Source organism: Actinomadura meridiana, from assembly GCF_039537545.1.
GTDB lineage: Bacteria > Actinomycetota > Actinomycetes > Streptosporangiales > Streptosporangiaceae > Spirillospora > Spirillospora meridiana.
The window spans coordinates 191,450-216,482 of record NZ_BAABAS010000026.1 but is presented as its reverse complement, the minus strand read 5'-3'; the positions used below and the strand labels follow the sequence as shown (position 1 = coordinate 216,482).

The following is a 25,033-nucleotide window of genomic DNA, read 5'->3' as shown; positions in this document are numbered from 1 at the left end:
CCTCACGCAAGCTATGGCTCATACCGCCCTCGCCCAAACCGCGCAGTCGAAAGATTTGAGGGGTCAGCCACCTGTGAATACTAACCTTCCCAGTAAACGAAGCTTGGTTTTGGGTGCATGAGGAAGTCGTGGTGGGAGATGTTCCAGGCGTAGGCGCCTGCCATGGTGAAGGCGATTATGTCGCCTGGGGTTAGCGGTGGGACCAGGACGTTGCGGGCGAAGACGTCCTTTGGGGTGCAGAGTTGGCCTACCAGGGTGGCTGGGCTTCCTATGCCGCTTGCGGTGAGGACCTTGAAAGGTTGGTTGTGGCCTTTTGTTACGGGGGTTCTCAGGTGGTGGGTGCCGCCTCGGAGAATGATGTAGGTCTCGCCGTGGGTTGTTTTGACATCGAGGACGTCGGTGACGTACCAGCCGTGGTAGGCGGTCATGGATCGGCCGGGTTCCACGCGGACCTTGGCGGGGATGAGGCTGAGGCCCGCGCCGTAGGTCTCCCAGTCGAAGCGGGTTTGGGGGCGTGAGTAGTCGACGGCCATGCCGCCGCCCACGTTCAGTTCGGGGTTGTCGACGCCGTGGTCCTTGAGCCAGGGGAGTGCCCATTCGGCTATGCGGTACGCCAGTTTGAGCATGGTGCGCGCGTCCATGCCCGAGGCGAGGTGGGCGTGGACGCCGTGCAGGGTGAGTTGGGGATGGTCCGCGAGGAGGTAGGCGCATTCGTTGAGGGCGTCCTCGTCCATTCCGAAGGGGCCGCTCATGGTCAGGGCGGCGTTCGGTGTTTTCAGTGGGAGGTTCGCCCGGAGCAGGATGTTGGAGGAGCCCAGTGCGGCCAGGCGGGCCAGTTCGCTGGGGCTTTCCACGTGGATTCGGTCGACCCTGTGGGCGAGGGCCAGTTCTTCGGCGGTTTTGCCGGGGCCACCGAAGGCGGTGCGGATTTTGGGAAGGGTTTTCCGGACGTGGGTCAGTTCGCCGCCGGACGAGACCTCTATGCCGTCCACGTGGGGCGCCAGCGTGCGGAGGATCTCGGCGTCCGGGTTGGCTTTGGCGGCGTAGAAGAGTTCGGTGGGTCCCAGCGCGGCGCGGATGGACGCGGCGTGGGATTTCAGACCGGCGAGGTCGTAGATGTAGGCCGGGTAGCTGTCGAGCCGGGTGGCGTGTTCGTTCATAGCGGTCGGGGCGTGGCCAAGGGGTTGGCAGTGGGAACGTAGGTCGCGCCGCGGTCGGCTGTACGGGACCAGCGGGTGCGGAGGTTCGCCTTGGCCGGTAGCGGTACACCGGCCAGCAGTGCCCTTACCTGCGGGTGGCGGTCGTGGGCGGCGAAGTGTTTTCTGGCGGTTCGCCAGAGTCTTTTCTCCAGGACGGGGTGCAGGTCGGCTATCGCGGCGGCTATTTCCGTCAGGTGGTTGACGACGAGGCAGTAGACGACGCGGTTCCAGCCTCGGTCGGGGGTGTAGGTGAGGCTCTCGGCCACGGGGGACGGGAGGTGCGAGAGGTCCCAGCGGCCCGCGGTGAGCTTGGTGCCCTCCAGGTCTCGGAACGCACCGTGGACGGGCATGCCCTCGGTGTCCACGCAGATGAGGACGTTCTGGAGGTGTGGTTCCAGGACGACGCCGTAGTCGAGATAGGCGCTCAGGACCGGGGGCGCCACGTGCTCCACGTAGGCGTCCCACCAGGCGAGGGCACCGTCCGGGGTCGCCAGTGCGGGCAGGTCGGCGAGAGTCGTGCTGTAGGGGTCGGCGAGGGCTCCCGCGAGGAGTGGCGTGCCGGGGAGGGCTTTGACGCCCTCGCGGAGGATCACGCCCAAGCCCTCGTACAGGCGGCGGTCGGCGAGCGCGATGGTGCGGTACGCGGGTTCTGTGAGAAAGGAAACAGAATTCAGCTTCCTGAAGATGGGCGGTACGAGGTCGTTGAGGGTGATCGCCCCGGCCAACTCGTACCAGGCGTTCTTGCGGACGCAGTTCGTGATGCGCACGTCCAGGCTGAACTTGCAGAACACGTCCGCGTCCGGCAGGTACGCCGTCCGGACGGACGACGTCGGCACCGCCTCCATATCGGACGGCCCGAGGTTGAGCACAGCCCCCTCCGCCAGGGCCCTCTGCAAGACGGGGTTGTCCGCCAGCAAGGAGAACTGCCACGGGTGGACGGGAAGCAACCTGCGGCCCGGGGGAACGCGAGGGGCGAACGCTTCCAGAGCCGTGAATGCCTCGCTAGCCCCCTCTTCGGCTATGAGGTGCTCTGCGACGGCAAGCCACAGTGGGCGGAAACGAGCCCTGGTCTCTGGCGCGTACTGGAGCCAGTCAGTCGGTGAACCCTGCCGCGACTTGGGGGATGGATGGAACCTGTGGCCCGCCACCAACGACTGCTCGGAGTCGATGTAGGCGTCGTCCGGGAAGCCGATGTCGCGACGCGCGGTGAGGATGGCCGCCAACGCGGTGTGGCTGTCGTGCACCTGGCTGAGGAACTCGGGGTTCGGGCGGCCGGTCGCCAGTTCCAGTTCACCGGCGACGAGGTTCGCCAGCCTGTCCCAGGACGCCGGGACCCAGCCGTCCCCCCGCTGCTCCTCGTACGGCGGGGCCAGGCGGAGCGCGGCGCCCACCGGTGGACGGGTCAGGCCGGTGCGCAGCATGACGCCCGCGCGGGGGAGGCGGGCGACCAGATGCGCGCCGTCCGGCCAGGTTTGTTGCTCCGGTCCGCACACTTCGCGGATCAGGCAGTTGAGCAGCGCGGTGGAGGTGGCCTCGTCGGCGGACATGGCCGGTTCGGTCAGTTCGGTGGGTTCTGTCAGCAGCACTTCACGTCCGGTAGTAGGTAGTTGGGTCCTGGTGGGCCGTAGTGCTTGTTGATGTCGGCGGCGCCTGTCCTGGCCTTGTCGACGAGGGTTCCGGCGGTGACCATGGCCTTGCCGGGCAGCGTGTCGGCGTCCAGCGTGCGGGCGCGCAGGAACGTCTCGCCCGGGCCGAGCGCCTCGTCGAGCCGTTCGCGGATCATCGCCAGCCCGGTACGCCACGGCAGCAGGCCCCGCTCGGCCAGGCCCAGGGCCGGGGCGGCGGCGCACAGGTGCAGCGTGATGGTGACGAAGACGCGGGCGAGCGCCTCGTCGTCGCTGGTGGTCATGCGCCGGTCGATGAGGTCGCGCGGGTCTGCGGTGGGGGACGGCGGGAGACGCTCCCGGAGGCGGGACGTGTTGATGAGCGCGCCGTCGTTGTCCTTGAGCAGTAGGCGCAGCGGGGCGTCGTCCAAGACCAGGGCCACGTTCTGCTGGTGTGCCTCTAGCGCGATGCCGTAGCGGAACAGCGTGACGTTAAAGGAGAACAGCGCCGACAGGTACGCGTCGAAGAGGGAACGGATGTCCCAGCGTTCGATCACATAGGCGTTCGTGTCGTCGGGGGACTCAGCTAGCAGGGCCGCTACAGGGACGATGTGCGCGTGTGCGGTCTCGGGTGGGAAACGCCGCACCAGGTAGCCGAGAAGCGGGTCCTGTGCGTGGCCGTAGGTCTGTTCGTCGGCGAGAAGGATCGGGAGATCGGATTCCCGTGCCAGGACGTCGCGGAGGACGCGTTCGACGAGCGCGCCGTCGGGAAGTGTGCCGGGCACGATCGTGCGGCGGTTGCGGAGGCCGAGCGTGCTGGTCGGCAGTGGCAGCTTGAGATGGTCGAGCGGTGCGGCGGTGACGGTCCGCATGGAGAGCGTGGGGGTGACCTGCAAGTACGGGTCAGGCGCGAGGATCGCGCCCCGGTGCTCGGCGACCTGCCGCACCGCCAGCGGGTGGACGGGGAACAGGCGGAAAGTGGACAGGGCGCCCGGCGCGTCCAGGCCGACGTCGGACGGCGTCGGCCACCAAACGGGCGGCGACCCGGCGAGCGTCGCGTCCCGCACCGCCGCCCAGCGCAGCGTGAACGACGGGCCGAACTCGGGCGCGTAACGGCTCAGATCCGCCAGGGACAGCCCGGCGCGGCTCCGCCCGGTCGGGTGTACCGGATGGTCGTTGTAGGCCGCCAGCGTCTCGTAGAACGCCCCCGGGCCGGTCCGCAACTCGTCCGGGAGCCGCGCCAGCCGCCGGTGCACCGCCGGTCGCGCGTCCCGGTGCAGCTTGATCGTCGCGAGCGCGTCCCGGCATTCCCGCTCAAAAGCGGCCGTTTCGTCGCGCGGGTCGGCGAGTGCGCGGACGGCGACGAGCACGTCGTTCAGCGTCAGGCCCTGCGCCGGGTCCACGACCAGTTCGGACAGGAAGGCCGGACGTGCTCGCAGAAGGCGGACGGAACGGTTCGGCAACCGCAACGTCTCCCGCTGGACCAACCCGACAAGGCCCGCGTAGTTCTCGCGGAGCAGCGCGTCCAGGACGCGCGCGGCGAGTGGGCTCTCGACCGGGTCGCCGGTCACGCGATCGTCCAGTCATGGGCGGCGCGGAAGCGCGCGAGGGCGGCGTCCACCTCGTCCGGTCCGGGGCCGATGGCGTGAATGGTGCCCAGGTAGTCGCGGTTCGTGCGGGTGACGACGACGGGGTCTCCAACCGTGCGTTGCGGGCGGTACGCGAGCCGGACCGGGCCGTCGTCCAGCTGGATCGTGCCCGGCGCGGACGTCAACGTGCCGGAGCGGTCGGCGATGACCGGTTCCGCGACGGCGTGACGCGGGTGGCGAGGCAGCCAGCCGGAGAGGTGCCCGCCCAGGTGCACGGTCAGGATCTGCTCGAACAAGGGCACGTCCAACAGTTCCGCTAAGAGGAAGTCACAGTGGTCACCGATCAGCCGGTAGTTGACCTCGATGATGCGGGCCCTGCCCTCATGGACGACGAACTCCGTGTGGCACGCCCCGAAACCGACGCCCAGCGCGTCGAGCTGCTCCAGAACCTGGAGGGTTTCCGGCGGCGGGGCCGTCCACTCCAGGCGCTCCTCCACGAAGGAGGGTGGCGGAGACAGCGTCGTGCGGAACGAACCCAGGACGCGCAGTTCACGACCGTCGCCGAGTGTTTCGAGAGTGTGGAGACGACCCGGAAGGTACTCCTCGGCCACCAGCGGATCGTCCCGGTGGGCGGCGATCTCGTCGGCTCGTCTGGCCAGTTCCACTGCGTCCTTGACCAGGAACACGTCTTCGCTGGCGACGCCCTCACGGGGCTTCACCACGAGGGGGTACGGCGCGTCGTCCGGCACCTGGCGGGCGTCCGCCGAGAAGACCGGGTCGTGTGACGCTAGGTGGCGGCGCATGAGCGCCTTGTTCTTCGTCCGGGTCGCCGCCCGCCAGTCCTTGGCGGGTAGCCCGAAGTAGGCGGCGGCGAGCGCGGTGGGCGCCTGGAGGAAGTCGCTGTTGGAGAAGACCGCCGCCGGTTCGCGGTCGACCGCGGCGATGATCTCCCGGAAGTCGAAAACGTCGCATTCGACCACCCGTCCAGCATGCGCTCCGCTGTGCGCCGCCGGGCGATCCGTGAGCAGCGTCACGTCCAGGCCCAGCCGGGCGGCGGCGGGCAGGAAACCGTGCGTCACCGCGTCGGTCGGCTTCGCGGCGACCAGATAAGTCGCCTTACCAGAGGACATAAGCGGACATAGATGGAGAGGCGGCCACGATCGGCCTTTCCAGTGCATAAGTTCAACCGGACTGTGAGGTAAGGCTTGCCTAACTCGCCACTCCATAGTGGCGGGGCCGCACCGTGGGGGCAAGGACGACGGCGCGCGTGTCCCGGACGGGGTGTTCCACGTCCGCGGCCCGTCGGTCAGGATGTGGCCATGGATCTTGTCGACCGGTGGGTCGCCCTCGCGGGGCCGCACACCCGGCACATCGGGGCGGAGCTGGACAAGCGCTATGGCGAGCCGCATCGCCGCTACCACACGCGGCAGCACCTCGCCGCCGTCCTCGACCTGGTGGACGAGCTGGCCGGGCAAGCGGAGGCCCCCGACACCGTGCGGCTCGCCGCCTGGTTCCATGACGCCGTCTACGACCCCGAACGCGCCGACAACGAGGAGCGCAGCGCCCGCCTCGCCACCCGCATGCTCGCCGACACCGACCTCCCGGCGACGGTCGTCGACGAGGTCGTCCGCCTCGTGGAGCTGACCGCCACGCACGCGCCGGACGACGACGACCGCGACGGCCAGGTGCTCTGTGACGCGGACCTCGCGATCCTCGGCGCGGACCCCGACCGGTACGCCGCCTATGCCGCCGACGTCCGCGAGGAGTACGGGTTCGTCCCCGAGGAGCTCTACCGTGCCGGACGGTCCGAAGTCCTCAACGGGCTACTCGCGCTACCGCAGCTCTTCCACACCGACACGGCTCATGAACGCTACGAACAACACGCGCGCACCAACATTCGAACGGAGCTGCTGCTCCTGAGCGCCTAGTTAACAACATCCCTTACTGTGAGATTCTCTGTCTTGGAAACCCTGGCCGCGCAGGGCCCCCAAGAACCCCCGAAAACGAAAGTTCTGCCTGGCACTACGACATGCGAAGGGGCATGCAGGTGAACGAGGTAGTCGCATACATTCAGGCCCGAAAGGAGCGATTCGTCGCCGACTTGAAGGAGTGGCTGACGATTCCGTCCATCTCCGGGGACCCGGCCCATGCCGCGGACGTGCGGAGGTCGGCGGACTGGCTCGCCGACCATCTGCGCGGGCACGGTTTCCCCACCGTTGAGATCTGGGAGACGCCCGGGCACCCCGCCGTGTACGCCGAGTGGCCCGCCGAAGACCCGGACGCTCCCGCCGTGGTCGTGTACGGCCACCATGACGTCCAGCCCGTCGAACCCCTGGACGAGTGGGACACCGACCCCTTCGACCCCGTGGAACGGGGCGAACAGCTCATCGGGCGGGGCGCGTCCGACGACAAGGGCCAGATCTTCTTCCACACGCTCGGGCTCCGCGCCGGTATCGCCGCGTCCGGACGGCAGGCCCCGCCCGTCACGATCAAACTGCTGGTGGAGGGCGAGGAGGAATCGGGGTCGGTGCACTTCGCCGACCTGCTCTGGGCCCACCGGGAACGGCTCAGCTGCGACGCCGTCGTCATCAGCGACACCACGATGTGGGCCGCGGACGTCCCGTCCATGTGCACCGGAATGCGCGGGCTCACCGAAGCCGAGGTCACGCTGCGCGGACCGTCCCGCGACCTGCACTCCGGATCGTTCGGCGGCGCCGTCCCGAACCCGCTCCACGCGATGGCGGAACTGCTCGCCGCCTTGCACGACGCCGACAACCGTGTCGCCGTGCCCGGTTTCTACGACGACGTCGTCCCGCTGACCGACGAGGAACGGACACTGTTCGCGCGCCTCCCGTTCGACGAGGACGAGTGGTTGCGCGGAGCGGGCGACAGCCGTGCCACCCACGGCGAGAAGGGTTACACGACCCTCGAACGCATCTGGGCCCGTCCCACCGCCGAGATCAACGGCATGTGGGGAGGACATACCGGGCCGGGCGGCAAGACCATCGTCCCCAGCGAAGCCCACGCCAAGGTGTCGTTCCGATTGGTCGCGGGTCAGGACCCCCGCAAAATACAGATGGCGTTCGAGGCGTGGGTCAACGAGCATGTCCCGCCTGGCATCGAGGCCGACGTGGACGTTCCGGGCAGCGGCGTCCGCCCGTGCTTCTCGCCGATCGACTCCGCCGGGGTCAGCGCGGCGCGCCGCGCCATGGAACGCGCGTTCGGAACGGACGTACTGTTCACCCGCGAAGGCGGAAGCGGCCCCGAAGCCGACCTCGCCGACGTGCTGGAAGCACCGCTCATCTTCGTCGCGGTCGGGTTGAACGGCGACCGCATCCACGCCCCCAACGAGAAGGTCGAGATACCGCTCCTCCTCAAGGGCGCGGAAGCCGTCGCGTACCTGTGGGAAGAACTCGCGACCGCGCTGCGCTAGAACATCCCGGAGGACGCATGGCTGACACAGCACCCTTGGAGTGGCTCGCGCTCGCGCGTGGAACGCTCGACAGGGTCGCGCTGAACCGTCGCGACGACGCCTGGCTGGACGCCGCCTGGGCCGCGCCGGACACCCGCGTGGTCGTCGTTGACGACGGCCGCGCGCTCGTCACCTACGAACCAGACCCGTCGTTGGTCCTGGTCTCACCCGACCAGGCGCCGGACGGCGACCGCTGGCTCCTCGGCGAAGACGAGGCCGGAACGGTCTACTTCGGCGTGTCCGGCGAACTGCCCACCATCGAGGGCACCGGCACCGCCGGGCTCCGCCGCGTCGGCGCGATCCTCGGCGACCGCGACTCCGGCCTGATCACGCACGCCGTGGCACTGGAGCACTGGCACAGAACCCACCGGCACTGCCCGCGCTGCGGCACCGTGACCCGCGTCACGTCCGCCGGACACGTGCGCGTCTGCCCCGAGGACGGTTCGCAGCACTTCCCGCGCGTCGACCCCGCCGTCATCATGCTGGTCACCGACGAGAACGACCGGATCCTGCTCGCGCGCGGGCCCCAGTGGCCCGCCGACCGCCGCTCGATCCTCGCGGGCTTCGTCGAACCAGGCGAATCACTCGAACAGGCCGTCGCGCGGGAGGTGCACGAGGAGGTCGGGCTGCCCGTCCGGGACGTCCGCTACGTCGGCAGCCAGCCGTGGCCGCTACCGCAGAGCCTGATGCTCGGCTTCACCGCCACGACGGACGGCGACACCCCGCTACGTCCCGACCCGGAAGAGATCCTGGACGCCGCCTGGTACACCCGCGCCGAACTCCGCGCCGCCATCGACGCCGGGGACCTGGTGGCCCCCGGCCCCCTCTCCATCGCAGCCCAACTCATCATCCGCTGGTACGGCGACCAGCTCCCAAAGATGCAGCCCTTCTGACGGCGGCCCTTCTGACAGCGGGCCCTTCTGACAGCGGGCCCTTCTGACGGCGGCCCTTTGAGCAAGGTCAGGCGAGTGACGCGAGCTTGGCCTTGACCGCCTTCGCGCTCGGGTTGGTCACGGCCGTGCCGTCCGGGTACAGAACGGTCGGAACGGTCTGATTTCCGCCGTTGACGCTCATGACGAACTCGGCGGCCGCCGGGTCGCGTTCGATGTCGACCTCCACCATCTCGATGCCGTCGCGGGCCAGTTGGCTCTTGAGCCGTCGGCAGAAACCGCACCAGGTCGTCGTGTACATGGTGAGCTGGCCGGTCGGGTCCTTGGCACGGTCAACCGTCGGCGTCGCCATCGCTGCGTCGTCTCCCCTGCTCGTCGTTGTGTCGGCGTACCCGACAACAGTGGACGCGCGCCGCGCATTCCAGGTTGTCCACAGGTGGAGATAGTGGCGGGACGGGTGGGGCGGGCTGCCACTATGGGGGGATGATGGCTGAGTCGGTGCTGGCGGGGCTCGACCCCGAACAGCGTGAGGTCGCCGAGGCGGTGCAGGGGCCGGTCTGCGTGCTCGCGGGCGCCGGGACGGGCAAGACCAGGGCCATCACGCACCGCATCGCCTACGCCGCGCTGACCGGTGTCGTGACGCCGCAGCGGGTGCTCGCCGTGACGTTCACCACCCGGGCGGCGGGGGAGCTGCGCAGCCGGTTGCGGATGCTCGGGGCGCCCGGCGTCCAGGCGCGCACGTTCCACGCGGCGGCGCTGCGCCAGCTCACCTACTTCTGGCCGCGCGTCGTCGGCGGCGAACCACCGAAGATCATCGACTCGAAGATCACGCTGGTGGCGGACGCGGCGCGGGCGTGCCGCCTGCCGTTCGGGCGGACGGAGCTGCGCGACGTCGCCAGCGAGATCGAATGGGCGAAGGCCACCCAGCACCGTCCCGAGGACTACCCGGCCGCCGTCGCCAAGGCGGGGCGCAAACCGTCCACCGAGGTCGTCGACGTCGCCCGCGTCTACGCCATGTACGAGCAACTCAGACGCGAACGCAACCTGCTCGACTTCGAGGGGATGCTGGAGCTGACCGCCGCCGTGCTGACCGAGCACCGGGAGGTCGCGAACCAGGTCCGCGAGCAGTACCGGCACTTCGTGGTGGACGAGTTCCAGGACGTCAACCCGTTGCAGAAGATGCTCCTGGACGCCTGGCTCGGCGACCGCGACGACCTGTGCGTCGTAGGCGACCCCAACCAGACGATCTACTCGTTCACCGGCGCGAGCCCGTCGCACCTGCTCGACTTCACCCGAGAGCATCCGGGCGCGAAGGTCGTCCGGCTCGTCCGCGACTACCGGTCGACGCCGCAGGTCGTCCGGCTCGCGAACGGCGTGATCGGGCAGGCGGGGCGAGGCCAGGCAGGGCCCGGACAGGCAGGGCCCGGACAGGCGGGTCCCGAGGGGCGCGGGCTTGAGCTGGTGGCCCAGCGAGAGGCCGGGCCCGAGCCGGTGTTCAACGAGTATGACGACGAGATCGCCGAGGCCGACGACGCGGCGCGGCGGGCCCGCAAGCTGATCGACGAGGGCGTCCCCGCGCGGGAGATGGCGATCCTGTTCCGGGTGAACGCGCAGTCCCAGGCGTACGAGGCGGCGCTGGCGGCTGCGGGCGTCCCGTACGTCCTGCGCGGCGCGGAACGGTTCTTCGAGCGGCCCGAGGTCAAGCAGTCCGTGTTCATGCTGAAGGCGGCCACCAGGGCCGGCGCCGACGCGGAGACCGACGGGCTGGGGCTGATCCAGACCGTCCGGCACGTTCTGTTGGGGGCCGGGTTCTCGGACAGGCCGCCCGAGGGCGCGGGCGCCGCGCGCGCGAAATGGGAGTCGCTCGCCGCGCTGGCGCAGCTCGCCGAGGACATGGCCGCCGACGACCCCCAGGCGGGCCTGCCCGAGTTCGTCGCCGAACTGGAGGAGCGCGCCGCCGCCCAGCACGCGCCGCCGCTGGAGGGCGTCACCCTGGCGTCCCTGCACGCCGCCAAGGGCCTGGAGTGGGACGCGGTGTTCCTCGTCGGCCTCGTCGAGGGGACGCTGCCGATCATCTACGCCGAGACGCCCGCCCAGGTCGAGGAGGAACGGCGGCTGCTCTACGTCGGGATCACCCGCGCGCGCGTGCACCTGTCGCTGTCGTGGGCGCTGTCGCGGTCGCCGGGCGGGGCGCGGCACCGCCGCCCGTCCCGCTTCCTGACCGGGCTGACGGGCCGCGCCGGCACGCCCACCCCCGCCCGCGCCGACCGGACGAAGCGCCGCGCCGCGAAGGGCCCGCAACCCTGCCGGGTGTGCGGACGCCCGCTGACCGCCGCCGTCGAACGCAAGCTCGGCCGCTGCGAGGACTGTCCATCCGAGCTGAACGAAGAACTGCTCATCGCGCTGAAGGAGTGGCGCGCCCAGGTGTCGGAAGAGCAGAAGGTGCCCACCTACGTCGTGTTCACCGACGCGACGCTCCAGGCGATCGCCGAACACGACCCCGAATCCGTTGAGGACCTTGCCCGCATCCCCGGCGTCAGCAAGGTCAAGCTCGACCGCTACGGCGACGCCGTCCTGACCCTGTGCGGAGTCTGACGACCTCCGTGGCGGCGCTGAGCTTGTGGGGTTTCGGGGGGTGAGACCGGGATCACACTGTGCGATAAGGAAGACTGACGCGCGTGAAGGAATCGTTGAAGGCGTTGTTGGACCTGCTTGACCTCGAACAGATCGAGAACGACATCTTTCGCGGGCGCACGTCCGATGAGCGTCGGCAGCGCGTCTTCGGGGGGCAGGTCGCGGGGCAGGCGCTCGTCGCCGCCGGGCGGACGGTTCCGGTCAACCGGCCCGTGCATTCGCTGCACGCCTACTTCCTTCGTCCGGGCGACCCGCTGATCCCGATCGTCTACATCGTCGACCGGGTCCGGGACGGACGGTCCTTCACCACGCGGCGGGTCACCGCCGTCCAGCACGGCAAGGTGATCTTCACCCTGTCGGCGTCGTTCCAGATCGTCGAGACGGGCCCGGTGCACCAGGCGGCCATGCCGGACGCGCCCGCGCCCGAGACGCTGCCGGACAGCCTGACCCGCATGGCGCCGCTGTTCGGCGAGGTCGGCGCGCGGGAGTTCGTGACCCGGCGGCCGTTCGACATCCGGCACGCGACACCGCTGTCCTGGGAGGCGGCGAAGGACCCCGCGCTGATCACGCCGGAGTCGAAGGTGTGGCTGAAGGTGGACGGCGAACTCCCCGACGACCCGCTGCTGCACGTGTGCCTGATGACGTACGCGTCCGACATGACGTTGCTCGACACCGTCCTGCTCAACCACGGCCTCCACTGGGGCGACAAGCGGACGATGGGCGCCAGCCTCGACCACGCGATGTGGTTCCACCGGCCGTTCCGCGCCGACGACTGGCTGCTCTACTACCAGGACACCCCGTTCGCGGGCGGTGCCCGAGGTCTCGCCCGTGGTCAGGTGTTCACCCGCTCCGGCGAACTGGTCGTGTCCGTCATGCAGGAGGGCCTGATCCGGGTCAACGACCTCTGATTGACCGGATCAGGACAGGACTCGAAACGGCCCCGCGGTCCGCGCCGTGCGCGGCGGCGTCAAGACCTGGCGAACCAGCGTTGACGGCGCGCGTCAATCCTCCCTGAGGTTGATCTCCCGATTCGGATGAGTGGTCCATTGGTGGATCCCGTGGAAACCGGCGCAGCATGAGGATCAGGTGGTCCATTCCGCATCTTGTGCGGATAAAGGCACTGATCTCCCATAAGGGGACCGCATGCGCCTCAGAACCAGAGTTCTCGCGATCGGGGTCGCCGCCGCGACGCTCGTGCCGGTCGCGGCCGTCACCGCGTTCGCGGATCCGGGCGTCCGAACAGCGCCGGTCGGCGACACGACGAGCCCGGTCGAGAAGAAGCGCGTCGACGGCGTGCCCACGCCGGAACTCGGCTGGTACAAGTGCTACAGCACCGCCGAATGCGCGACCGTCCGGCTGCCCCTGGACTATGACCACCCGAAGGGCGCGACCACCGAGGTCGCCGTCCTGCGCATGAAGGCCCGTGATCCCAAGAAGAGGATCGGCAGCCTGTTCGTCAACCCGGGCGGGCCCGGTGGGCAGGGCACCACCATGGCCTACAGTGCGTCGCTGTTCCTCGGCGCGAACGTCCTCGACCGCTTCGACATCGTCGGCTTCGACCCGCGCGGGATCGGCTTCAGCGACAACGTGGCCTGTTTCACGTCCACCAAGGAGCAGACGCTCGCGCTGGCCGGGATGGACATGGCGTTCCCCGTCGGCGCGAAGCAGGAGGCGGGCTACATCAAGTCCGCGAAGGCGCTCGGCAAGGGCTGCTCCACCACCGGCAAGAAGCTCGCGGGCGCGATGTCCACCGCGCAGGTCGCGCGCGACATGGACGTCCTGCGCCGCGCGGTCGGTGACAAGAAGCTGACCTACCTGGGCTTCAGCTACGGCACGGCGCTCGGCCAGTACTACGCGAACATGTTCCCCGACCGGCTGCGCGCCGTGGTCGTGGACGGCGTCCTCAACCCGGTCTCCTGGACCGGCACCAAGAAGACCGGAAACCAGCTCCTCGACGACCGGCTGCGGTCCGCCGACGGCGCTTACAAGGCGATGAGGGAGATCCTCGTCCGCTGCGGCAAGGCGGGCAAGGAGAGGTGCGAGTTCGCGGAGTACGGCGACCCCGTCAAGAACTTCGCCGTCCTCGCCGAGCGGCTGAAGGCCAAGCCCGCCGACCTCGAGGGCGAGAAGGTCACCTACGCCGACTTCGTCAGCTACATGCTCGCCCTGCTGTACTACCCCGAGGGCTCCGCCGTCATGGACTCGATGATCACCGAGCTGTGGAAGGCGACCTCGTCCGGCTCGACGGCGCGGGCGGTCGCGGCGCGCAAGACCCTCACCGCCCACATCGCCGAGCGCCGTGCCGAAGTCCGGCGGCAGCGGGAGGCGGCCCGGCAGGTCACCGCGATGGACTTCCCCTACGACAACGGCACCGACGCCTTCAGTTCCGTCGTCTGCACCGACGGCCGTCACCCGAAGAAGGCCGGGGACTGGCCCGCGATGACCGCGAAGTCCGACAAGCGCGCGCCCTACTTCGGGCGGGCGTGGGGCTGGGGCAGCGTCCAGTGCGCCGGTGACGCCTGGAAGGTCCGCGACGAGGACGCCTACACCGGCCCCTTCAACCGGCGGACCAACGCGCCCGTCCTGTTCGTCGGGAACTACTACGACCCGGCCACGAACTACGACGCCGCGGTGTCGTCCAGCAAGCTGCTGCCGAACAGCCGGCTGCTGTCCAGCGACAGCTGGGGGCACACCGCCCTCGGCACCTCCGCCTGCGTGACCAACGCCGTCGAGGGCTACCTCCTCGACGGCACGCTGCCGCCCGCGGGCAAGGTGTGCGTCGGCGACCTCCAGCCGTTCGAGGACGCCCCCGAGTCCGCGCTCCGCACCAGGGCCCCCGTGGGCGCCGCCGCCCTGGCGACCCGCCCCTCCGCCGCCGCGCGGGCGAACGGCGAGGCGACGTCGCTGCCGCCGGTGGCGACGCCGGTACCGACGTCCATCCTGCTCGGAACCCGGTGACCTGAGCCTCCGCGATGGTGGACGGCGCGGTCACCCGTGAGGACGATCCTCACGGGAGACCGCGTCCCCGAAACGGCGTGGGGTCGCTCGGGAAACAGAGTGAAGTCACCCACAAAATCGCAGGTCAAAAATATCTTGCTTGATTCGGCAAGATCCCCGTACGCTCGAACGCGAGCAAACAGCCCGGCCCGCCGATGCGGATCTTGATCCGCCGGTGCGGCCCCGAGGAGCGAGAAAGGTGGTGTGTAGTCCGGTGATCAGCATGATGAACAAACCCGCGTGGTCCTGGACCGCCGCCTGCCCCGGCTCCTCGTCGATGCCGTCCGTCTATGCGACGTCGTCCGAGCCGCGACCGCGCGACACGCGCGGATCGAACGTGCGCGGCACCGCCCTGCGCGGCAATGACCTGCGCGAGCTGCTCCTTGAGCAGCAGCGAATCCAGGACCAGGGGCGGAGTGTCTTCGACCACCTACTCGAGGACGCGACCGTCCCGGCTCCGGCCACGACCCACGTGGGCGTCACCGACACGGGTGACGAGTCGGGTCCGTACCCCTGGAGGCCACCGGTTTAGAAACAGACCGGCAAGCCCCCAGGCCGCGGATCCGAACCGGATCCGCGGCCTTCTTGTTTGCCCAGACCCACCGAACACCCGTTGAGAACCAACGAGAGGAACAAGGGTGACTGTGATGCAGGGGGCTCTCGCGATATGCGAGGAGGACCTCACTCTTCCCTGCCGGACCGACCCGGAGCTGTTCTTCGCCGAGGCTCCCGCCGACGTCGAGCTCGCCAAGGCCCTGTGCCAGGAGTGCCCGCTGCGCAGGGAGTGCCTCGCCGGGGCACTTGAGCGCAAGGAGCCCTGGGGTGTCTGGGGCGGTGAGCTGTTCGTCCGCGGCGTGATCGTCCCGCGCAAGCGGCCGCGTGGCCGCCCGCGTAAGCACCCGCGGCCGGACGAAGTGGCCGTCTGATGTCGGTACTGCCAGCACAACCGGCCACGCCGATTCCCGTCGACGACCCCGGAGGCGCGGCCCCCGCGTGGGGACCGCGCCTCCGGGCGGCCGGATCCGACCCGTCCGGCCGGGCCCAGGAAATGGACGCCGACACGGCCGCCGAGGCGACCGCCCGGCGGCTGCACGCGATGCGGCGCGCCCGCCGTGACGCCCGGACGAGGGCGTCGCGCGTCCGGCGCGTCCTCCTCGCGCCGACCCCCAACGAAACCCCGAACCCGCGCTGGTAGCAGGCCTCCGTCCGTTCTTTCTTGGATGGTTTGACGGACGGTCGCGCCTCCCGGCGGGTTCATGGAGCGCGTCCGGTGATCCACGCACCGGCCGCGCGCGAGCGGGCCCCGCGCACCATCACTGCGCGGGGCCCGCTGAGCTTTCGGAGAACCAGAGCTTTGGAGAGCCAGAGCTTTTGGAGAACCCGAGCTTTTCGGAGAACCAAAGGCTTGCGGAGTATCAGGGCTTTCGCGGCTCAGCCGGAGACGAGTTCGCCGTCCTCGTCGTCGGCGAAGCCCGGCACCCACCGCAGCGACTCGGCGCGGGCCGGGATCTCGCATTCCAGCTGGCACAGCACCCCGGTGCCCGCCGACAGCACCCGGTGGATGATCACGTACCCGGGCGGCAGGTTCAGTTGCCGCACCACGTTGGACGGACGCAGGTCGGTGACGCGGGCCGCCATGTCGCGCAGCCATTCGCGGCTGAACCTGAACGTCTCGGTGACGAACGGCTCGGTGATCGGGGCGAGGAACGCCTGGAGCGAGTCGGCGTCGACCTCGACGCCCGCGCGGATGAAGTCCTCGCGGCGCAGCGCCTCCTCGATCTCGTCGATGTCGGCCATCGTGCCGATCCGCAGCAGCAGGCCGAGCCGCCGCTGGAACCCGCCGGGGATGCGGTCGACGGCGCCGAAGTCCAGGACGCCGAGCCGCCCGTCCGGCAGCAACCGGAAGTTGCCGGGATGCGGGTCGCCGTGCAGCATCCCGCTCCGCTTCGGCCCCGACAGCAGAAACCGGCAGTACAGCAGCGCCGCGTGGTTCCGGGTCTCCTGGTCGCCCTCACTGATGATCTTCGAGAGCGGGGTGCCGTCCATCCACTCGCTGATCAGGATGTCGCCGCTCTGCGCGATGACCTCGGGGATGAGGAAGTCGGGGTCGTTGTCGTAGGCCTCCCGGAAGATCCGCTGGGACTCGGCCTCGATCGTGTAGTCCAGCTCCTCGGCCACCCGCTGCTTCAGCTCCGCGAGCATCGCCTTGACGTCCAGCCCCGGCATCAGCACGCCGAACAGCCGGCCGAGGCGGGCGAGCTGGTTGAAGTCGCTGATCAGCGCCTTCCCGGCGCCGGGGTACTGCACCTTGACGGCGACGTCGCGGCCGTCGTGCCACACGGCGCGGTGCACCTGCCCGATGGACGCGGCCGCGGCGGGCACGTCGTCGAACGCCTCGAAATAGTCGCGCCAGTCGTTCCCGAGGAACTCCGCGAGGACGGTGTGGACGGTCGCGGCGGGCAGCGGGGGAGCGGCCTCCTGCAACCGGGTCAGCGTGGCGCGGTACGGGCCCGCGATCTCCGGCGGCAGCGCCGCCTCGAAGATCGACAGCATCTGGCCGAGCTTCATCGCCCCGCCCTTGAGCTCGCCGAGCACCTTGAACAGCTGCTCGGCGGTCCGGGTCTGGATCTCCAGCGCGACGGCCTCGGCCGGGCGGCCGAACGTCCGCTTCCCCACCCCGAGGGCGGTGCGCCCCGCGAAGCCGATGGGGAGGGACGCCAGCTTTGCTGACCGCGTCACCGCGCGGCGGGGAAGATCGCTCACGCCGACCATTGTCCGTGATCGGCTGTCGTTCACGCCACAACCATCGGGAAGTATCGCTGGGGCGCCCCTCCCGGATCGGCCCGACCTGCGGCGATCTGGTAAGTGTGCGCTTTCTCACGCGGGCCCCGAAAAGGGTCGCGACAGGGGCTCGGGTCCCTGGCGCGGCGCCTTCCCCCATCTCATCGGGGAGTGAAATGCCGCCAAAAACCAGGGGCCTGACCTGCGGTAACGTCAAACACCCCCTTTGGTGGGGGCAAAATTTCGAGTACGGTTCAGGCGTGCCCCCTAACGTTGAGGTTCGCCGCAGCGCCAGGCGCCGACGGACCGTGTCCGCCTACCGCGATGGCGACAAGGTGGTGGTGATGGTTCCGTCCAGGCTGAGCAAGGCCGAAGAAGAGCAATGGATCGCGACCATCCTCGAACGCCTCGAAGAGCGGGAACGGCGCCGGCGTCCGAGCGACGCCGACCTCCAGTCGCGGGCCAGGGAACTGTCCCGTCGCTACCTGGACGGACGCGCCGACCCCGTCAGCGTCCGCTGGGTCGCCAACCAACGCGCCCGCTGGGGGTCGTGCACCCCCGACGACGGCACGATCCGGCTGTCCACCCGGCTGCGCGGCATGCCGAGCTGGGTCGTCGACTACGTCCTGGTCCACGAGCTGGCGCACCTGCTCATCCCCGGGCACGGCGCCGACTTCTGGGAGCTGGTCGGCAACTACCCGAAGGCCGACCGGGCCCGCGGCTACCTGGAGGGCGTCGCCGCCGCCGCGCACCTGCCCCTTGAGGCCGACGCGCCGGACGGCGAGATCACCGACGACGCCATCCGGCACGGCGACGACTTCCCGCACGAGGTCGCCGGATGATCACCGCCTCGGACAGGCCCCCTGCGGGGGCCGGGCCGCCCGCGGCTTCCGGAACGGCCTAGGTGCCGGGGTCCCGGGCGCGGTTCGCCGCCGTACTGTCGTCTCCCGCGCGCCCGCACGCCGTTCCGCCGGGCGTCGATCCGGACGAGTTCAGGCTCGCGATGCTCGAAGACACCTACGAGGTCGTCGCCGGGCTCCAGCTCGTGACCTCCGCGCTCGTCCTCGACCCGCCCGACCAGCCGGACGCCGAGGCCGTCACCTGGCCCGGCACGCCGATCGTCCGGGAGCCGACACTCGCGGAGGCGTTCGCCGCGCTGCACACGCTCGGCGCCGACGCCGCCGCGCTGGTCGCGCCGGACGCCCCCGACCTGCCCCCGCTCCTGCTCGGCAAGCTCTTCCGCGCCCTCGGCCACGCCCCCGCCTCCGCCTGCCCCGCCCAACCGGAGGGCCTTGTCGCGCTCGCCGCCCGGCTGCCGCTGCCCGGCTGGCTCGCCGCCGCCCTGCGTGACGTCGACCTCGACACGCCGGACGCGCTCGCCCGGCTGCGCGGCGCCGCGCCCCGCCCCGGGCTCGTCCCGCAGGGACCCGGGTGGCATCGGCTCCGCGTCGCCGGTGACCTGCGGTTTCTCGATCCGGGCCTGGAAGGCTGGGAGAACACCCGCGCGCTTCTCGAAGGGCACGCGCTCAGCTTCTGACGGCACGTGTCACCAGGCTGCGGAGGGCGTCGTCCGTGGAGTCGGGCAGGGCGTCCACCGGGAACCAGCCGAGGGCGTCCGACTCGTCACTCACCGTGTGCCGCGCGTCCTCCGGGGCGATCGCGACATACTGGACGTCCAGGTGCCAGGTGCCCTGCGGGTGGCAGCGGACGGCGTGCCGGTCGAGCTGGATCGGCACCGGACTGAGCCGCAGATCGCCGATGCCGGACTCCTCCGTCGCCTCCCGCAGCGCCGCGCCCGCCAGCGCCGCGTCGCCGGGCTCGCAGTGCCCGCCGAGCTGGAACCACGCCTTGAACTTCGCGTGCAGGGTCAGCAGCACCCGCGTCCTGGACGGGTCGAGCACGGCGGTGCTGGCCGTGATGTGCCCGGCCGCGCACTCCCGCCACATGCCGTCCGCCGGATACTCCTCCAGATGGCGCAGGAACCCGAGCCGGACGTCCTCCTGCTCAGCGTCGGGCGCCTCCCACGACGACAGGACGCGCACGGCGTCGTCGTACAGCGTGCCCCCGGCCTGGGGCTGTGGCATCACAGACGGCCCACGCGCGGGTAACGGGAGTTCGCCGGATGGCGGCGCCGCCGCTCCTGGTCGACCGGACGGTGCCAGCACAGGCTCGCCCGCGCCACGCGCCGCCTGATCGCGTTCGTGGACGACCGCGGCTCGTACCCGCAGCCGTTCACGCGCACCCCGGGCGTCCGGTGCGACTCACGGGACCGGCTCATGCCCTGGGCCCGCCCTCGGCCGGACCCTCGCCGGGCCCCTCGTCCTCGCCGGGCCCCTCGTCCTCGCCGGGCCCCTCGTCCTCACCGGGGCCTTTGTCGTCGGGCTTGTCCGGCCCCTCGGGCTCGTCCGAGTTGTCGGGCTTGTCGGCGTCGGTGGCGGTGACGTCCTCGCCCTTGGTGAGCCGGGACAGGTCCAGGTCGGACAGGCCCTCGATCTCGTCGCGGCCGTGGACATAGCCGTCCGGGTCGTCGAGATCGTCGGACGTCGGGAGCAGGTCCGGGTGATCCCAGATCGCGTCCCTGGCCTGGACGCCGCGCACCTCGGTGAGCGTCCGCCACAGCGCCGCCGCCTCGCGCAGCCGCCGGGGCCGCAGCTCCAGGCCGACCAGCGTCGCGAACGTCCGCTCCGCCGGGCCGCCCGTCGCGCGCCGCCGCCGCACCGCCTCGGCCAGCTTCACCGAACCGGGCAGCCGGTTCCGCGCCGCCTCGTTGACCACCGTGTCGACCCAGCCCTCGACCAGCGCGAGCGTCGTCTCCAACCGGGCCAGCGCCGCCTTCTGCCGGGGCGTCTCCTCCGGCTGGAGCTGGATCTCGCCGCCGAGCGCCTCCTGGATCGCCTCCGGGTTGGACAGATCGAGGCCCTGCACGGCCTGCTCGATGCCCGACAGATCGACGGTGATCCCGCGCGCGTACTCCTCGACGGAGCCCAGCAGATGCGACCGCAGCCACGGGACGTGCGTGAACAGCCGCTGATGGGCGGCCTCCCGCAGCGCCAGATACAGCCGGACCTCGTCGCCGGAGACCTCAAGTCCGGAGCCGAACGCCTCCACCCCGGCGGGCAGCAGCGCCCCGACGCCGTCCGGTGCGAGCGGCAGGCCCACGTCGGCCGAGCCGGTCACCTCGCGGGCCAGCCCGCCGAGCGCCTGCCCCGCCTGGCCGCCGACCATGGCGCCCGCCATCTGCTTGACCATCCCGATCAGCGGGCCCGCCATCGCCCGCATGTCGTCGGGGATGTCGCCGCCCGCGCCGCCGAGCGCCCCGCCCATGGAGTCGACCATGCGGTTCGCGATCGGGTCGCACACCTTCGCCCACACCGGCAGCGTCTGCTCGATCCACTCCGAGCGGCTCCACGCCTGCGGCGTGCGGATGCCCGCGGGGAGGGTCGTCCTCTCGTCCAGCCAGAGGTCCGCGAGGCGCAGCGCCTCCTCGACCTGGCGGCGCTCGGCGTCGACGACCGAGGGGTCGCCCTCCTCCACCACCTGGTGCCGCGCTATGTTCTTGGCAAGATCCCAGTTCAGGGGGCCGCCACCGGCGGTGGCGCCGCCCGCGCCCTGGCCGCCGATCATGTCGGCGAACCGGTGCAGCATGTCGGCGAACTGCGCCATGTCGCCGCCCATGCCCTTGAATGGATCCTGGGGCCGGTCGTCGTCGTCACCGTCGCCGGGACGGTTGAAACCGAACGGGTTGTCACTCATCGGTTTGCCCCTGGGATGCATGATGGGCTCATATCCGCAACGTTAGCCGGTCCCGGCAAGGTCGCGTACACAAGGAAGGGGGCACCTCCGTGGCAACGGGCAAGGTTCGCCCTCGGCGTAGCAAGGGCCCGGTCGTCGCCGTCACCGGTGCCGCCACCGGTGCGGGACGGCTGCTCGCCGCCAGGCTCGCCGAGCGGGAGGGGATCCGCAAGGTCGTCGCCATCGACGGGCAGCGCGGCGATGTGCCCGGAGTCACCTGGCGTGTCGTCGACATCCGCGACCCGCTGCTGTCCAACCGGCTGTCGGACGTCGACGTGATCGTCAACCTGGACGTCGAGCACTCCCCGGACGCCGACCCCCGCGAGCGCCGCACCCACAACGTGCGCGGCGCCCAGACCGTGGTCACCGCCGCCGCGGCCGCCCGCGTCCGCCGGGTAATCCTCGTCACGTCCGCGATGGTCTACGGGGCCGAACCCGGCAACGAGATCCCGCTGGACGAGGACGCGCCGCTGCTCGCCGAGGCCAGCACCAGCATCGCGGGCGACTACCTGGAGATGGAGGAGCTGGCCGTCACCGCGCCGATCACCCATCCCGGGCTCGAGGTCACCGTGGTGCGTCCCGCCGCGCTCGCCGGGCCCGGCGTCGACACCGTCGTCACCCGGCACTTCGAGGCGCCCCGGCTGCTGTCGGTCAAGGGCAGCACGTCCGGCTGGCAGTTCTGCCACATCGAGGACCTCGCGTCCGCGCTGGACGTCGTCGTCACCGAGCACGTCACCGGCCCGCTCGCCGTCGGCTGCGAGGGCTGGCTCGGCCCCGACGAGGTCACCGAGATCACCGGGAAGCGGACGTTCGAGCTGCCCGCCGCGCTCACGTTCGGGATGGCGCAGCGGCTGCACCGGCTCGGCATGACGCCCGCGCCCGCGACCGATCTGCACTACGTCGCCTACCCGTGGGTCGTCGACTGCGCGCGGCTGCGGGCCGCGGGCTGGAAACCCCTGTACGACAACGCGGCCGCGCTTCGCTCCGTCATGGAGGAGACCGCGGGACGGCACGCCGTCGTCGGACGTCGCGTCGGCGGCAAGGAGGCCACCATGGCGACCGCCGCGGGCGCCACCGTCGCCGCGATCGGCGCGGCCGCCGCCATCCGCCGCGCCCGCAAACGCCGCCGCTGACTTCCCGCCGCGGGTGCGGGGCGGGCTCAGCTCGTCGACGGCGTCGCGGACGGGGTCGAGGTCGGGGTGGGGGAACCGGACGGGCTCGGCGACGGGCTCGGCGACGTCGTGGCGGGCGGTTTGGCCGCTCCCGCCGCCGACAGCGCCGCCTGCGCGTCCTTGATCCGTTGCCAGGCCTTGCCCATCTCCGCGTAGTTGCCGCTCTTCTGCGCGGTCTCGAAGTCCTGGATGGCCTTCTGTAGATCGCCGAGCGCCTTCTGCGCGTCGGGGGTGAGCCCCTTCCCCGGCGCTGTCGGCGGCGCCGCGCTCGCGCCGCCGAGGACCTGTTTCAGCGCGTCCTTCAGGTTGTTCGCCGCCGCCCTGCTGTTGCCGTACTGGACGAGGATCTTGCCGAGGACCGGGTAGGGCTGCTGCTCCTTACCGCCCGCCGCCTTCGTGTACATCGGCTCGACGTACAGCAGGCTTCCCCCGAACGGGATCGTCAGCAGGTTGCCGGGCAAGGTCTTCGTGCCTCCGATACGCAGGTCGTTGATGTCTCTCTTCACCTGCGGATCGGTCTCGAACAGGTTCTGCACCTGGCCGGGCCCCGCCGGTTGCGCGTCCCGTGGCATCTGGAGGATCTGGATCTGCCCGTAGTCCTGGCCCGGCGTCGAGCCGACCGCCATGAACGCGGCGAGCTGTGAGTTGTCGCGCGGGTTGAACACCGTCGTCAGCGAGAACGACTGCGTGCTCTGGCCCGGCATGCGCAGGCTCTGGTAGTACGGCGGCTGCCGCTTGTCCTTCGAGGACGGGTCCTCCGGCACCTCCCAGAAACCCTCGCCGTTGTAGAACGCCGACGGGTCCGTCACGTGGTACTTGGTGAGAACCTTCCGCTGCACCTTGAAAAGGTCCTGCGGGTAGCGGAAATGCGCCGCCAGGTCAGGCGGGATCGACGACTTGGGCTGGACGGTCCCGTCGAAGACCTTCATCCACGTCTTCGTGATGGGGTCGTTCTCGTCCCACTGGTACAGGTGCACGGAACCGTCGTAGGCGTCCACAGTCGCCTTGACCGAGTTGCGCATGTAGTTGATGTGGGCGTCGGCCTGCCGCGCCACCGCCGACCGCGTGTCGGTGATCGTGTCGCGGGTCGCGTCCCCGAGGCCCATCTTCTCCGAGTACGGGTAGCTGCTGGACGTCGTGTAGCCGTCCACGATCCACAGGATGCGGCCGTTCACCACAGTCGGGTAGGGGTCGCCGTCCAGCGTCAGCCACGGCGCCGCCTTCTGCACCATCTCGCGCGGCGACCGGTCGTAGAGGATCTTCGCGCCGCCGTTGATCGCGCCGGACAGCAGGAGGTTCTTGTCCTGGAACTTCGCCGAGTACAGCAGCCGGTGGAAGAACGAGTCGATCGGGACGCCGCCGTCACCGTCGTAGTTGCTGCTCTTCTGCCCCGCCTTGCTGTTGTCGGGGTAGTTCAGCTCCTGCTGGCCACTCCCGCCGACCACCGAGTACTTCGGCGACCGCTCCCCGAAGTAGATCTCCGGCTTCGCCACCTTGATCTTGTGGGTGGGGGAGACCGGCATGTTCTTGGTGATGAACTCGGGGACGTTGCCCTCGGCGAAGCGGTCGCCGTACGCGGACACCAGCCCGTAGCCGTGCGTGTAGACCATGTGGTCCTTGACCCAGGAGCGTTGCCCCGAGGGCGCGCCGGACAGTTCTCGCAGCGCGACGACCGTGTCGACCATCTTGCCGTCCACCGGGTAGCGGTCGACGTCCAACGTGTCGGGGAACCGGTAGAACGGCCTGATCTGCTGCAACTGCTGGAACGTCTCGCCCACCACGGCAGGGTCGAGAACGCGCACGCCGCCCTGCTCCAGTTGGTCGGCCTCCTGAAGGAGCTTCGACTTGTCGGTCACCGGCTGCGACCCGTACGGGACGACCTTCGCGCCGTCCACGCCGTACGCCCGCCGGGTGAACTCGATGTTGCGCTGGATGTACGTCCGTTCCTTGGCCAGCTCGTCCGGCTTCACCTGGAACTGCTGGATCAGCAACGGATAGACCCCGCCGAGCAGGATCGCCGACAGCACCAGCAACGTGAACCCGACGCCCGGCAGCATCATCCCGCGCCGCAACAGGTTGCTGAAGAACATCGCGGCGCACAGCAAGGCGATGATCATGAGGATCGTCTTCGCCGGGAGCAACGCGTTCACGTCGGCGTAGGACGCGCCCGTCGTCACGCCCCGCTCCGAATGCACCAGGCCGTACCGGTCGAACCAGTACGCGACCGCCTTCAACAGGATGAACAACCCGAACAGCACCGACAGATGGGCGCGCGCGGGCGGGCTCGCCTTGTCACCCGGCCCCTGCAACCGCAGCCCGCCGTACAGGTAGTGCACCATCACCGCGGCCAGGATCGACAGGATGATCGTCGCGAAGACCACGCCGAGGACGAGACGCAGGAACGGATACGTGAAGACGTAGAACGACACGTCCTTGTGGAACTGCGGGTCTTCGACGCCGAACGACGTCCGGTTGAGGAAGGCCAGCCACACCGCCCACTGGCCCGCCACCGACGAACCCGTCAGCACACCGAGCAGCCCCAGCAGCGACCACGAGATCAACCGTCGGCGCGGATCGATCACCGCGCGATACCGCTCCAGGCCCTGCTGCTCCACCGACAACGGCCGGTACGCCGGACGCAACCGGTAAGCCACCGCCACGTTCGCGCCGACCACCAGCGTCATCAGCAGCCCCGCCCCGAAGAACAGGACCACCTTCGCCTGAAGCTGCGTCGTGTAGACCTTCTTGAAGCCGATCGAGTCGTACCACAGAAGGTTCGTGTACGTCGCCGTGAAGACCATGAAGGCAGCCAGAAGCACGGCGAGGACCACCAGGGTCGGCAGCACCAGCCGCGTCCGTCCCGTACCGAGCCGGCGCCCGAAGCCGGGAGTCCGGAAGGTCAA

The 25,033-nt window shown here is 70.1% G+C and carries 22 protein-coding genes; 12 read left to right on the top strand and 10 right to left on the bottom strand.

The window, feature by feature from the left end; all coding sequences use genetic code 11:
* Nucleotides 1-80: 80 nt before the first annotated feature.
* From ABD808_RS32915 to ABD808_RS32900, 4 genes are read right to left on the bottom strand one after another with little or no spacing between them, the layout of a single operon-like run.
* Nucleotides 81-1,160, bottom strand: a complete 1,080-nt coding sequence (locus ABD808_RS32915; RefSeq protein ID WP_344905406.1) for an alanine racemase — start codon at nt 1,158-1,160, stop codon at nt 81-83.
* Complete coding sequence (locus ABD808_RS32910) at nt 1,157-2,785, bottom strand: IucA/IucC family protein (protein ID WP_344905403.1); 1,629 nt, start codon at nt 2,783-2,785, stop codon at nt 1,157-1,159. The genes ABD808_RS32915 and ABD808_RS32910 overlap by 4 nt, the downstream gene beginning before the upstream one ends.
* Nucleotides 2,776-4,374, bottom strand: a complete 1,599-nt coding sequence (locus ABD808_RS32905) for an IucA/IucC family protein (protein ID WP_344905400.1) — start codon at nt 4,372-4,374, stop codon at nt 2,776-2,778. Before ABD808_RS32905 ends, ABD808_RS32910 begins: the two co-directional genes overlap by 10 nt.
* Complete coding sequence (locus tag ABD808_RS32900) at nt 4,371-5,522, bottom strand: ATP-grasp domain-containing protein (protein ID WP_344905397.1); 1,152 nt, start codon at nt 5,520-5,522, stop codon at nt 4,371-4,373. Before ABD808_RS32900 ends, ABD808_RS32905 begins: the two co-directional genes overlap by 4 nt.
* A 189-nt stretch (nt 5,523-5,711) precedes the next feature.
* Between ABD808_RS32900 and ABD808_RS32895 the strand changes: the two genes are divergently transcribed.
* The 3 genes from ABD808_RS32895 (at nt 5,712) to nudC (ending at nt 8,757) form a co-directional block, all read left to right on the top strand.
* A complete protein-coding gene (locus ABD808_RS32895) occupies nt 5,712-6,320 on the top strand; it encodes an HD domain-containing protein (protein WP_344905394.1) in 609 nt (202 codons plus the stop codon).
* Between the two features lie 119 nt (nt 6,321-6,439).
* Nucleotides 6,440-7,825: a dipeptidase gene (locus ABD808_RS32890; protein ID WP_344905391.1), complete on the top strand. Its 1,386-nt coding sequence runs from the start codon at nt 6,440-6,442 to the stop codon at nt 7,823-7,825.
* A 17-nt stretch (nt 7,826-7,842) separates the two neighbouring features.
* Nucleotides 7,843-8,757 carry an NAD(+) diphosphatase gene (gene nudC / locus ABD808_RS32885; RefSeq protein WP_344905388.1) on the top strand — a complete coding sequence of 305 codons (915 nt, stop codon included), beginning with the start codon at nt 7,843-7,845 and terminating at the stop codon, nt 8,755-8,757.
* A gap of 67 nt (nt 8,758-8,824) precedes the next feature.
* Here nudC and ABD808_RS32880 read toward each other — a convergent pair whose 3' ends face one another.
* Nucleotides 8,825-9,106 (bottom strand): mycoredoxin, encoded by a 282-nt coding sequence (locus ABD808_RS32880; RefSeq protein WP_344905385.1) that lies wholly within the window; start codon nt 9,104-9,106, stop codon nt 8,825-8,827.
* 131 nt (nt 9,107-9,237) lie between these two features.
* Between ABD808_RS32880 and ABD808_RS32875 the strand changes: the two genes are divergently transcribed.
* From ABD808_RS32875 to ABD808_RS32850, 6 genes are all read left to right on the top strand, one after another.
* On the top strand, nt 9,238-11,349 hold the full coding sequence (locus tag ABD808_RS32875; RefSeq protein WP_344905382.1) for an ATP-dependent DNA helicase UvrD2: 2,112 nt from the start codon (nt 9,238-9,240) through the stop codon (nt 11,347-11,349).
* Between the two features lie 83 nt (nt 11,350-11,432).
* Complete coding sequence (gene tesB, locus ABD808_RS32870) at nt 11,433-12,296, top strand: acyl-CoA thioesterase II (protein ID WP_344905379.1); 864 nt, start codon at nt 11,433-11,435, stop codon at nt 12,294-12,296.
* A 235-nt stretch (nt 12,297-12,531) separates the two neighbouring features.
* Complete coding sequence (locus ABD808_RS32865) at nt 12,532-14,346, top strand: alpha/beta hydrolase (protein ID WP_344905376.1); 1,815 nt, start codon at nt 12,532-12,534, stop codon at nt 14,344-14,346.
* Nucleotides 14,347-14,608: 262 nt separating this feature from the next.
* Nucleotides 14,609-14,917, top strand: coding sequence for a hypothetical protein (locus tag ABD808_RS32860; RefSeq protein WP_344905373.1), 309 nt, complete (start codon nt 14,609-14,611; stop codon nt 14,915-14,917).
* 115 nt (nt 14,918-15,032) lie between these two features.
* Nucleotides 15,033-15,311: a WhiB family transcriptional regulator gene (locus ABD808_RS32855; protein WP_344905941.1), complete on the top strand. Its 279-nt coding sequence runs from the start codon at nt 15,033-15,035 to the stop codon at nt 15,309-15,311.
* The gene (locus ABD808_RS32850; RefSeq protein WP_344905370.1) at nt 15,311-15,580 is read left to right on the top strand and encodes a hypothetical protein; all 270 of its coding nucleotides are present in this window, start codon (nt 15,311-15,313) and stop codon (nt 15,578-15,580) included. Before ABD808_RS32855 ends, ABD808_RS32850 begins: the two co-directional genes overlap by 1 nt.
* A gap of 236 nt (nt 15,581-15,816) precedes the next feature.
* On the opposite strand, the gene ABD808_RS32845 is transcribed toward ABD808_RS32850, so the two are convergent.
* Nucleotides 15,817-17,148 carry an ABC1 kinase family protein gene (locus ABD808_RS32845; RefSeq protein WP_344905367.1) on the bottom strand — a complete coding sequence of 444 codons (1,332 nt, stop codon included), beginning with the start codon at nt 17,146-17,148 and terminating at the stop codon, nt 15,817-15,819.
* A 278-nt stretch (nt 17,149-17,426) separates the two neighbouring features.
* Here ABD808_RS32845 and ABD808_RS32840 point away from each other — a divergent pair, with 278 nt between their 5' ends.
* Both ABD808_RS32840 and ABD808_RS32835 read left to right on the top strand, forming a co-directional pair.
* Nucleotides 17,427-18,008, top strand: a complete 582-nt coding sequence (locus tag ABD808_RS32840; protein WP_344905364.1) for a M48 metallopeptidase family protein — start codon at nt 17,427-17,429, stop codon at nt 18,006-18,008.
* Between the two features lie 62 nt (nt 18,009-18,070).
* Entirely contained in the window at nt 18,071-18,703 is a 633-nt protein-coding gene (locus ABD808_RS32835; RefSeq protein WP_344905361.1) for a hypothetical protein, read from the top strand.
* Here the strand turns inward: ABD808_RS32835 and ABD808_RS32830 are convergent.
* The 3 genes from ABD808_RS32830 to ABD808_RS32820 are packed head-to-tail and all read right to left on the bottom strand — an operon-like array spanning nt 18,693 to nt 20,919.
* Nucleotides 18,693-19,250 carry an NUDIX hydrolase gene (locus ABD808_RS32830; protein ID WP_344905358.1) on the bottom strand — a complete coding sequence of 186 codons (558 nt, stop codon included), beginning with the start codon at nt 19,248-19,250 and terminating at the stop codon, nt 18,693-18,695. The two genes, ABD808_RS32835 and ABD808_RS32830, sit on opposite strands and share 11 nt — an antisense overlap.
* Nucleotides 19,250-19,444 carry a hypothetical protein gene (locus ABD808_RS32825; RefSeq protein WP_344905355.1) on the bottom strand — a complete coding sequence of 65 codons (195 nt, stop codon included), beginning with the start codon at nt 19,442-19,444 and terminating at the stop codon, nt 19,250-19,252. Before ABD808_RS32825 ends, ABD808_RS32830 begins: the two co-directional genes overlap by 1 nt.
* Nucleotides 19,441-20,919 (bottom strand): zinc-dependent metalloprotease, encoded by a 1,479-nt coding sequence (locus ABD808_RS32820; RefSeq protein WP_344905352.1) that lies wholly within the window; start codon nt 20,917-20,919, stop codon nt 19,441-19,443. Before ABD808_RS32820 ends, ABD808_RS32825 begins: the two co-directional genes overlap by 4 nt.
* Nucleotides 20,920-21,008: 89 nt before the next feature.
* On the opposite strand from ABD808_RS32820, the gene ABD808_RS32815 reads away from it, so the two are divergent.
* The gene (locus ABD808_RS32815) at nt 21,009-22,091 is read left to right on the top strand and encodes an NAD-dependent epimerase/dehydratase family protein (protein ID WP_344905349.1); all 1,083 of its coding nucleotides are present in this window, start codon (nt 21,009-21,011) and stop codon (nt 22,089-22,091) included.
* 26 nt (nt 22,092-22,117) lie between these two features.
* On the opposite strand, the gene ABD808_RS32810 is transcribed toward ABD808_RS32815, so the two are convergent.
* Nucleotides 22,118-25,033: a UPF0182 family membrane protein gene (locus tag ABD808_RS32810; RefSeq protein WP_344905345.1), complete on the bottom strand. Its 2,916-nt coding sequence runs from the start codon at nt 25,031-25,033 to the stop codon at nt 22,118-22,120.

What these genes read in the sequence shown, in the direction of transcription:
- ABD808_RS32875 (WP_344905382.1), top strand. Translation starts at nt 9,238, where the DNA reads ATGATGGCTGAGTCGGTGCTGGCGGGGCTCGACCCCGAACAGCGTGAG.
- ABD808_RS32880 (WP_344905385.1), bottom strand. Translation starts at nt 9,106, where the DNA reads ATGGCGACGCCGACGGTTGACCGTGCCAAGGACCCGACCGGCCAGCTC.
- ABD808_RS32895 (WP_344905394.1), top strand. Translation starts at nt 5,712, where the DNA reads ATGGATCTTGTCGACCGGTGGGTCGCCCTCGCGGGGCCGCACACCCGG.
- ABD808_RS32915 (WP_344905406.1), bottom strand. Translation starts at nt 1,160, where the DNA reads ATGAACGAACACGCCACCCGGCTCGACAGCTACCCGGCCTACATCTAC.
- ABD808_RS32820 (WP_344905352.1), bottom strand. Translation starts at nt 20,919, where the DNA reads ATGAGTGACAACCCGTTCGGTTTCAACCGTCCCGGCGACGGTGACGAC.
- ABD808_RS32865 (WP_344905376.1), top strand. Translation starts at nt 12,532, where the DNA reads ATGCGCCTCAGAACCAGAGTTCTCGCGATCGGGGTCGCCGCCGCGACG.
- ABD808_RS32830 (WP_344905358.1), bottom strand. Translation starts at nt 19,250, where the DNA reads ATGCCACAGCCCCAGGCCGGGGGCACGCTGTACGACGACGCCGTGCGC.
- ABD808_RS32850 (WP_344905370.1), top strand. Translation starts at nt 15,311, where the DNA reads ATGTCGGTACTGCCAGCACAACCGGCCACGCCGATTCCCGTCGACGAC.
- ABD808_RS32900 (WP_344905397.1), bottom strand. Translation starts at nt 5,522, where the DNA reads ATGTCCTCTGGTAAGGCGACTTATCTGGTCGCCGCGAAGCCGACCGAC.
- ABD808_RS32855 (WP_344905941.1), top strand. Translation starts at nt 15,033, where the DNA reads ATGCAGGGGGCTCTCGCGATATGCGAGGAGGACCTCACTCTTCCCTGC.
- ABD808_RS32860 (WP_344905373.1), top strand. Translation starts at nt 14,609, where the DNA reads ATGATGAACAAACCCGCGTGGTCCTGGACCGCCGCCTGCCCCGGCTCC.
- nudC (WP_344905388.1), top strand. Translation starts at nt 7,843, where the DNA reads ATGGCTGACACAGCACCCTTGGAGTGGCTCGCGCTCGCGCGTGGAACG.
- ABD808_RS32825 (WP_344905355.1), bottom strand. Translation starts at nt 19,444, where the DNA reads ATGAGCCGGTCCCGTGAGTCGCACCGGACGCCCGGGGTGCGCGTGAAC.